Consider the following 7,745-nt stretch of genomic DNA (forward strand, 5'->3'; position numbering starts at 1 on the left):
ATTGACACATACAACTACCATACAGACAAATGGTAATTTCTATAAGAAATTAGCAGAGAAGAACCAATATGATACAGAAACCCGTGTTTGTATAGAAAATACTGTGGAAAATCTTATGAAAATGGAAACGACAGTTGATAGACCAGGGATGTTGCTTGGTAAAATTCAAAGTGGGAAAACCAGGACATTTATAGGGGCAACAGCGCTATCCTTTGATAACGGATACGATATTACTATTGTACTAACTAAGGGTACTCGTGCACTTGCTCAACAAACCTATGAGAGATTAAAAACAGAATTTGACGATTTTAAATATGATGACGTTGTGCAAATTTTTGATATTATGTCACTACCAGATAATCTTGCAAACTATGAGCTTGATCAAAAGTTATTGATTGTAGCTAAAAAACAAAAAGATAATTTAAGCCGACTCAAAAAGGCTTTGTTTGAAACGTATCCAATGTTAGCTGGAAGAAAAATATTAATTATAGATGATGAAGCTGATTTTGCGAGTGTTGGCTTTTCAAAAACAAATAGAGAAACAACTGAGATAAATAAGATAGCAGGACAAATTGATGACTTGCGAAAAGAGTTATCGGATTGTGATTTCCTTCAAGTTACGGCAACTCCATACTCTTTATACTTACAACCAGAAACCCTTAGGGTGGATGGCAGTAATATAGAATTTAAACCAGTGAAACCAGCGTTTACAGAATTAGTGCCAGTTCCAGATGCTTATATAGGTGGAGATTACTACTTTGAGGAAAGTGAAGAAGATGATTCAATAGCTTCGTACATTTACGAATCCATTGAATTAGATGAATTGCACGTACTCAAGAAACAAGATAGGCGCCGTTTTAAAATCGAAGAGGCTTTAACTAGTTATAAAATTAAATCATTAAGAAATGCTGTTTTGAATTTTATTGTCGGAGGAGTTATTAGGCAAAATCAAGAAAAGCACTCGGGTAATCGACTAAAGAAGTATAGTTTTATAGTTCATACAGAACAAGCAAAACAAGCTCATGAATGGCAAGAGGAAATTGTAATAGAACTTAAAGAACAACTAAGAATGATAGTAGATGAAGATCCTGTCCTATTAAGTAGACTCATCCGTGCTTCCTATGAAAATATGAAACAATCACTACTCGTTTTAGATCGCTACTTGCCAGATTATGAAGAAGTGAAACAAGATGTTATAACTGCAATTAGACGTGACTTTCTCATGATCACAAAAGTTAATTCTGAAAAGGATGTTAACCAACTTCTTGATGACACGGGACAATTAAAGCTTCGTACACCATTAAACATTTTTATAGGCGGACAAATTTTAGACCGTGGAATAACTATAGGAAATCTTATTGGGTTCTACTACGGAAGAAATCCGAAAACGTTTCAACAAGATACGGTATTGCAGCATTCTCGTATGTTTGGTTATAGACCTTTAGAAGACTTAGCTGTCACTCGTTTTTATACTACAAAATCCATTTATGATGTAATGGAAAAAATACATGAGTTTGATTCAGCGTTACGGAATGCATTTGAAAAAGGCGGACAGGAAAAAGGGGTTGTATTTATTCAAAAAGACACGAAGAATCAATTAATCCCTTGTTCACCTAACAAATTACTATTATCGAAAACTACGACTTTAAAACCGTACAAACGGATTCTTCCAATAGGATTTCAAACAGGGTATAAAACGTATATAACAGACAAAATTAATAAGCTTGATAGTAATGTAAATCAAATAGCTCCTAATGAGGAACCTGTCCTTGTCGATATTGAAGAAGCATTAAAAGTGGTCAATCAAATTAAGGATACATTTGATACGAGAGTTGGAGAGACATGGGATGAGAAAGCATTTATATCTTCTCTAGAATACCTCTCTCGTAATACTGATAGTCAACATAAAGGGAAAGTTTGGATTATAGTCCGCAAAGGTAGAAACATTGGTCGTATCCGCCAAGACGGACGGTACGAGGATGCTCCAGATACACCAAAAGGCTCTACTAGTGAATTACGGATTGCAAAGCAATTTGCGACAGATATTCCAGCCTTGATTCTTTTAAGGCAAAATGGAGATGAAGAAAAAGGATGGCGTGGTTGCCCATTCTGGTGGCCAGTCCTTGTAACACCGGGTAATACACAAACAGTAATTTTCGCTAGTGAGGCGAATGAATAATAAAAGACACAGTATAATAATGGAGGGTTAAAATGGAATTAAAAGATTTAGAGCCAGAAATAGTTGGGGTTTGTGTGTTTGAATCGGACATTGAGAAATTTGCTAAGGAATATATAAAATTTCGGTCAGATGTTGATGTTGAGGTCAAGGTAATAATAAAAAAGGGTGAGAAGGAACCAGAGTTACTAGTATCATTAAATAGCGAGATTTTAACGCAAGAAGATGATGAAGATTTATTAGAGATGTCAATTGATAAACTTGATCCAGTTCATAATGGTAAATTAATTTTAGGTGAACTTATCGAAGAAATCGATGGTTCCAATATTTTACCCAATTATGGTGAAGATGAAGAACAAAGAAAATATATAATTGTCGAAGTTCCATTTGATAGTTATATGGAAGAGATGGGTTATAAGAGATAAACAGAGAAGCGGTGCGCTTTGCACCGATTCTTTGTTATTATGTCAAACCTAAGTACTATTCAGGTTTACAAAATTTGCAAATAGAGACTAGTCTTTGTTTATTACCCTTGCAAGTGAAAGTTAATGTATTGTGGTATAAAATGTAATTGTAGCCCAATATAATATATTAGGGAGGAATAAGAAGAATGCTAGGATGTATTTATCTTATTAAATTAGATAGTGGAAAAGTTATACCTGCAATATGTTTAGAGCATCATTCAAGTTATTGCTTATTCTCCCAAATAGTCTCTGCATCCAAAGAAGATATATTTAATGCACAAAGTCAAAAAGCAATGATAAATCAAAATAAAGGTAAACCAGACAATGATAAGATAAAAATACGTGGGAAATATGAAATAAATAGTATTTATATTGGAAAACCAAATGGATTAAAAGACAAGTCAATTGTTCTAGTCAAAAGGAATTTTAAAGTAACTGAAAAAAATTTGATTAAGAAAATTGCAGAAGTGAATGAATTAGTTGTATCGGATTGTTTGGCATTAAGTAAAGAGATTGATAAGAGAAATAAATTGCAAAAAGAAATGCATATTTTAAAAAAGAAAATTAAACTTGCTGAAATAAATAATGAAAAGTATTCTCATTATGAACTAAGAATAGACGAAATTTTGAAAGAGTTAGGATATCCATTAAGTAAAAAGAAAAAGAAAGGTGCTTATCAAAATTATAGGGAAGTACCTAATAAAGGTTTTATTAAAACGTATTTAGGTGGTCGTGGGCGATAGATTTCTTTACTATTTTTGCCTAAGATATTTTGAAAAAGTTTATAATCCCGCATCAGCTATCTATAATATTAAAAAAGGAAATGTATCAAAAGATACACCCCTAAATCATTTTTACACAAATTTTACACACATATAGCGTGGCACCCAATAAAATCAATGGTTTCTACGCTATATCGACCCCGACCACCAGTACCATTACATAAAAAGTTTAATAATTATTAAAAACTCACAAATGTTGCTAAATCAACATTTGTGAGTTTTTCGTTTTTTCACACGAATCTACACTTAACCATTTAGCAGATATTAATAATATTTAAGCTACATCAATCACACAATGCTCTATCCCCCTATTGATTTATACATGTGGAGAGGATAGGGGACTGATGGTATAGGGTGTCCCTCTATCCCCTTTCCACTCTTACTCTACAGAAAATTTTCCCTTGTCCATCTGCAAAAATCTTTGAATAAATGAACTAATTCTGGACTTGCCTTCGATTCGATTTCATCCCAAGTCTGGTATTTTTCAGACCTTGCAAAGCTATGATTTACCCCTGGAGCTATACTGATTTTATATGGAACCGATCTTCCTCCTATCAATTCCTGTGCTAATGGTTCATTATGTTCTAGAGGGACAAGCTCATCGTTTTCTGCAAAGGCAAAGTAAATAGGGACTTTTATGTTCGGAATCGTTTCTCTGGCATCGTAATCGATAATGTGGCTTAAGTATCCGAGCTTTACTATCTTGGATAAATATAAATAAGAAGTCAAAGATAATTTACTAATGGGACGCATCCACTTTACTAAACGGGGATAACCTTTTTGAATTAGGATGGTATCCATATTATCCGTTATTTGTTCCATCACACTATAGGCTGGACCAGCGATGCTAAGAGCCGATTTTAGTAAGTCAGGATAACGGGAAGCAAGTAGTTGAACGACCCAGCCCCCTTGACTATGCCCTGATACACTTATATGTTTTTCCATGATGTCATCTCGTTCTCTCATAGCCAAAATAACAGTATGAATGTCATCTGCTCTGTCAAAAAAACTTTGTTTTTTCCAATTTCCTTCCGAACTCCCAACGCCACGCTTGTTAACCAATAAAAGAGCGAACCCTTCTGACATACAACAATTCAAAAGTGTGCTGCAAAAATAAAAGTTTTCCTCCTGTAAGTCAACCTCGTAGGGTAACACACCAGAACCATTTACGAAAATCATTAATGGGTACTCCGTAAGTCCATCTGGTTTAAATAAATGCCCATTCAGAGTAATTCCATCTTTCATCTTTATATTAACGGATTCCCCTTGCTCCAGTTTATGCAATGATTTGTCCCTCCCATACACGTAACTCCATCATCCATAGAGATACCAACTGTCTCAAATCGACTAGCCTTGATGAGCTATGGCACCCGATTAAATAGCAGTAGTTTCTTCCATTTAGCTTTCTTTTTTGTTTTTTCGATATTCTTTCGGTGAACAACCGACATGTTTTTGAAAGGCTTTATAAAAGCTTGACAGACTTTCATATCCAACTTGGTAACATACTTCAGTATTGGTGGCAGGTGTAGATAAAAGAAGTGCTTTGGATTTATCCATCCTAATTTTCTCTACATACATACGAGGTGTAAATCCTACCTTCTCCTTAAAAATACGATTTAAATGATAACCACTAATGCCAACTTCTAAAGCCAGTTCATCTAACGAAAGCTTCTTGTCATAATTTTTCGTGAGAATTGAAATAACTTCTTCCGTTACTTTGACATGAGGGTCATAACTAATTCCATCAAGCTGAGGCTGACATCGTTTACAAGCCCGATATCCTTCTCTTTCCGCTTCTAATGGAGTAATAAAAAAAGATATATTTTTAGGGTTTGGTGCTTTCGATTTGCATGATGGTCTGCAAAAAATTTTAGTGGTTTTAACAGCATAAAAAAACAATCCATCATACTTTGAATCACAAGAAATAACTGCTTGCCACATTATTTCAAATCCGAGGTTATGTGTTGAATTCATTGTAAGAATGCCTTCCTTTTTTAAAATGAAGATTTATGTATTATCCTATGTTCATTACCTTTTGACATTGTCATATATAAAATATAGAGTATTGCTACTCCAATCGGGACAGAAATAAATAGTTCAAAAAATGGAAGGATTAAAATACAAAGGATGAAAGAGAGGATGGAAGTTAGCCAAGGTAGAGTACCTCTCTTAAATAATTTTACACCTGATGCCATCGAAAGGATATAGACAACCAATCCTAATGAGGTTGGGATAAATAATATATCGTAAAAAGTAATGTTTATTATTTCTGTGATTACTACTCCAAATCCTGCAATAACGGTCGCAAATAATATTGCTCGTCTAGGAGAATTAGAAATGGTATCAACAGCAACAAACCACTTTGGGAAAGCACCATCTCTACTAAGAGAGTATCCAAGTTGGGCTATACTAGCTAGAAATGCATTCACGGTTCCTGTACATATTATAAATGCTAGAAAGGCGGTAATTACCTTTGCACCAATCCCTAGCGTTTGTTCCATCATGACCCCAATTGGAGATAGATTACTTTCCATACTTCCATACGTTCCAGTACCAATTGTTGTAAAACTTAATAACAAAAATAGAATACCTATAATAACTGCACTTATAAAAGTACTTTTTACAATATCGTTATTTGGATTTTTGAACTGGTTAGATAAGTTACATATAGCTTCCCATCCAAAAAAGGACCAAAGTATCATCGTAACAGCTGTACCAACAGCACTCCATCCAAACGGGTTGAAGGGAACAAATTGGTTCCAATCTATCCTTGGTAGATTTACTAATATTACTGACATCAAAAGAATGAGTAAACAACCACTTATAAATAATGCTACTTTACCACTAATACGAAGACCAAAATAATTCGTAACCCCACCAACTAGCAAAATGATCAATGCCATAATTACAGTATATATTTGTGAAAGGTTAAATGCGCTTACTACGTAAAACGCTCCTGTAAGAGATACAATGGTTTGACCGATGGTAGCACAAACAAAATAAAACCATCCAACAAGGTTACCTAAATGATATCCAAACGAAAGCCTAACAAATGTAGCAGTTCCACCAGCATCAGGGAATTGACGAGATAAACAAGCAAATGTATAGGCAAGAGGAAAACTTAATATGATGACTACTGCCCATGACATTAAAGATGCTGGTCCAGCAACAGAAGCAGTGGCTCCTGAAATAAAAAGGACACCAGATCCAAGAATTGCGGTAACGTATAATGCTATACCTTCAAATAATCCAATAGACTTCCTTCCCAAAATCCCCACCCCTTTTTTGTTCATAATTACTTATAACAAAATGGGTATGAGTAATTCATCTTCTTTCTTGCTAAGTAATTCGTTGAGGTGCCTGACCCGGCACGGTGCTGTATCACCGTACTGGGGGTCAGGCACCGTTTTACATGGTCCCTCTGCCACCACGTTCATATTCTTTAAGAAACTGTTTAATCTCTTCTCTACCTTGTAAAACGATCACGACTCTTTTAGAATTTTGAAATTCTTTAAACCTTGTTCTCATCATTTTTTTCCTTCGATGATATGTAGTTATTATAAACTTCAAAAACTTAAAATCTATTTTTTCCTCACAGCCTTCTCGCATATCAGGTCGTGTTTTTCCACTATGGACAATTCTTCTTTTCAGAACACGGTACAAACAGACTAGAAGTGGTAACTCTAAATAAATAATCGTATCTGCATGCTGCTCTCGAATATCATATGAATTACTATAATTCCCGTCAATGATCCATTGATCTTTCTTTACTATTTCCTTCTGCTTTGCTCTGAATTCTTCTAGAGGCGTTTCTACCCAATTCGGTTTCCAAAAAATAGTATCTAAATGGTACACATCTAATTGAAGTGCTTCCCCTAGTTTTCGAGCAAAAGTAGACTTTCCTACACCGGCAGACACACCCATTACCATAATTCGGTTCATAACAACCCCCCTGTACTTATCGTTAATCATCCAATATATCATTCTATCATTTATTGAAACGAATAAAACTGTGTTTACGTCAAAACACTTAGTTATTCAAACAAACTCATATAAGGGAAGGTGTTTATCGATAATGAACAAAGTTATATTACATTTGGAAGGATTTTTCGTTTTCATATTATGTATTTATTTTTACTCTTACTTGGGATATAGCTGGCTATTATTTTTTATCATTTTCCGACAGAAGACTCCCTCTTCAATCGTGTGAAGGGCGAAGCCCAACGACTAAGGGGGAGATGAATGTCGGTTAGGCGATAGCCTAAAGGCTTTTTGTTGCCCACTTCATACCTTATTGATATAATCAGTCTTAGATAAGAGAAA

7 protein-coding genes are annotated in these 7,745 nt (G+C 34.7%); 3 read left to right on the top strand and 4 right to left on the bottom strand.

The window, feature by feature from the left end; translation table 11 throughout:
• Nucleotide 1: 1 nt before the first annotated feature.
• From KS419_RS02150 to KS419_RS02160, 3 genes are all read left to right on the top strand, one after another.
• Nucleotides 2-2,179 (top strand): Z1 domain-containing protein, encoded by a 2,178-nt coding sequence (locus KS419_RS02150; RefSeq protein ID WP_246593606.1) that lies wholly within the window; start codon nucleotides 2-4, stop codon nucleotides 2,177-2,179.
• A 32-nt stretch (nucleotides 2,180-2,211) separates the two neighbouring features.
• On the top strand, nucleotides 2,212-2,601 hold the full coding sequence (locus tag KS419_RS02155) for a hypothetical protein (RefSeq protein WP_217064435.1): 390 nt from the start codon (nucleotides 2,212-2,214) through the stop codon (nucleotides 2,599-2,601).
• Nucleotides 2,602-2,786: 185 nt separating this feature from the next.
• Nucleotides 2,787-3,383: a hypothetical protein gene (locus tag KS419_RS02160; protein WP_217064436.1), complete on the top strand. Its 597-nt coding sequence runs from the start codon at nucleotides 2,787-2,789 to the stop codon at nucleotides 3,381-3,383.
• A 423-nt stretch (nucleotides 3,384-3,806) separates the two neighbouring features.
• On the opposite strand, the gene KS419_RS02165 is transcribed toward KS419_RS02160, so the two are convergent.
• The 4 genes from KS419_RS02165 to KS419_RS02180 all read right to left on the bottom strand — a co-directional run bounded on the left by KS419_RS02165 (nucleotide 3,807) and on the right by KS419_RS02180 (nucleotide 7,364).
• A complete protein-coding gene (locus tag KS419_RS02165) occupies nucleotides 3,807-4,706 on the bottom strand; it encodes an alpha/beta hydrolase family protein (RefSeq protein ID WP_217064437.1) in 900 nt (299 codons plus the stop codon).
• A 114-nt stretch (nucleotides 4,707-4,820) separates the two neighbouring features.
• Entirely contained in the window at nucleotides 4,821-5,396 is a 576-nt protein-coding gene (locus tag KS419_RS02170; protein WP_217064438.1) for a bifunctional transcriptional activator/DNA repair enzyme AdaA, read from the bottom strand.
• A gap of 20 nt (nucleotides 5,397-5,416) precedes the next feature.
• On the bottom strand, nucleotides 5,417-6,691 hold the full coding sequence (locus KS419_RS02175) for an APC family permease (RefSeq protein WP_217064439.1): 1,275 nt from the start codon (nucleotides 6,689-6,691) through the stop codon (nucleotides 5,417-5,419).
• Nucleotides 6,692-6,830: 139 nt separating this feature from the next.
• Nucleotides 6,831-7,364 carry a DNA topology modulation protein gene (locus tag KS419_RS02180; RefSeq protein WP_217064440.1) on the bottom strand — a complete coding sequence of 178 codons (534 nt, stop codon included), beginning with the start codon at nucleotides 7,362-7,364 and terminating at the stop codon, nucleotides 6,831-6,833.
• Nucleotides 7,365-7,745: the final 381 nt, after the last annotated feature.

The sequence above is a fragment of the Evansella tamaricis genome, from assembly GCF_019042215.1.
GTDB classification, from domain to species: Bacteria; Bacillota; Bacilli; order Bacillales; family Salisediminibacteriaceae; genus Evansella; species Evansella tamaricis.

What these genes read in the sequence shown, in the direction of transcription:
- KS419_RS02160 (WP_217064436.1), top strand. Translation starts at nt 2,787, where the DNA reads ATGCTAGGATGTATTTATCTTATTAAATTAGATAGTGGAAAAGTTATA.
- KS419_RS02180 (WP_217064440.1), bottom strand. Translation starts at nt 7,364, where the DNA reads ATGAACCGAATTATGGTAATGGGTGTGTCTGCCGGTGTAGGAAAGTCT.
- KS419_RS02155 (WP_217064435.1), top strand. Translation starts at nt 2,212, where the DNA reads ATGGAATTAAAAGATTTAGAGCCAGAAATAGTTGGGGTTTGTGTGTTT.
- KS419_RS02170 (WP_217064438.1), bottom strand. Translation starts at nt 5,396, where the DNA reads ATGAATTCAACACATAACCTCGGATTTGAAATAATGTGGCAAGCAGTT.